Below are 1,106 nucleotides of genomic sequence, written 5' to 3' on the forward strand. Positions count from 1 at the left end.
CATAGACAGGATCTTAAGAGCTAACTTGTTTATTTAGATAGAAAAAAGGCTTCATTTATGATCAGATAATCGTCGCCAAACAAACTACCTACATCAATAGTGAAGCCGATGACGATTATCTCCTTACAGAAGCAATTTAAGCAATTCTTTAATGCTGACACCCTCCAAAAAATGGCGAAAAGTACAGGCCTGATGAAACGGTGTCGGGCGATATTACCCGAGCAGCTAGTCATTAGCTTAGTGGCCGCGTTAAGCAAAGGAAACTGCACTTCCATTGCGGATTTACTGCGACAATTCAATGGGATGTGCTTGAGCCCTGAAGGTGCCGTGGCATACAAGCCTTACCATAACCAGTTGAGGAAAAATGAGTTTCCTAATTTCATGAGGCAACTTGTTATGCGAGCAATAGCTCAATTTGCTCGCCAGCAGAATGTCGGTCTACCAAATAAGCTCGACACCTTTGATGATGTACTGCTTCAAGATGGCAGCTCTTTCCACATCCATCGTGACCTGGCGGATGTTTATCCGAGTCGATTTAAACGTAACCCTGCAGCGGTTGAATGTCATATGACAATGTCGTTGAAAAGCTTTTCTCCAGTCGCGATGAACATCAGCGCTGATACGGCATCAGAAAGAGATTTTTTACCTGAGCCCAAAACGATGAACAACAAATTGCTGTTAGCTGACGCAGGGTATCCTGATTTCCACTTCTTTCGAGAGCTTGAACAGCATGGCGGATTCTATATTGTCCGAGGTGCTAAGTCTCTGAACCCTATGATTATTGAGGCAAGGAACGGCAAGGGGCGACTGCTGCCTAAGCTAGAAGGGAAGAAGCTGAAAGACATTACTCGAGGTACCAACCGTTCGCAGGTCCTTGACCTAAAAGTCCGTCGAGGTAAACAAGAGTTTAGAGTCGTGCGACGATGGTTTGCTGAAGAAAAACGATTCTGCATTTGGATAACTAACTTACCTTCAGACACCTTTACTGCCGATGACATCATGGCGATCTACCGCTGTCGATGGCAGGTGGAACTGCTTTTTAAAGAGTTAAAGTCTCACACCAACTGGCAACGATTTGTCACCGCACAAAAGGCCATCGTTGATGG

1 protein-coding gene is annotated in these 1,106 nt (G+C 44.9%); it reads left to right on the forward strand.

Annotated elements, in window-relative coordinates:
* Positions 1-108: 108 nt before the first annotated feature.
* Positions 109-1,106, forward strand: a 998-nt coding sequence (locus tag F0229_RS21610) for an IS4 family transposase (protein WP_171733693.1), incomplete at its 3' end; no start/stop codon positions are given.

The sequence above is a fragment of the Vibrio sp. AIC-3 genome, from assembly GCF_013114515.1.
Lineage (GTDB): Bacteria > Pseudomonadota > Gammaproteobacteria > Enterobacterales > Vibrionaceae > Vibrio > Vibrio crassostreae_C.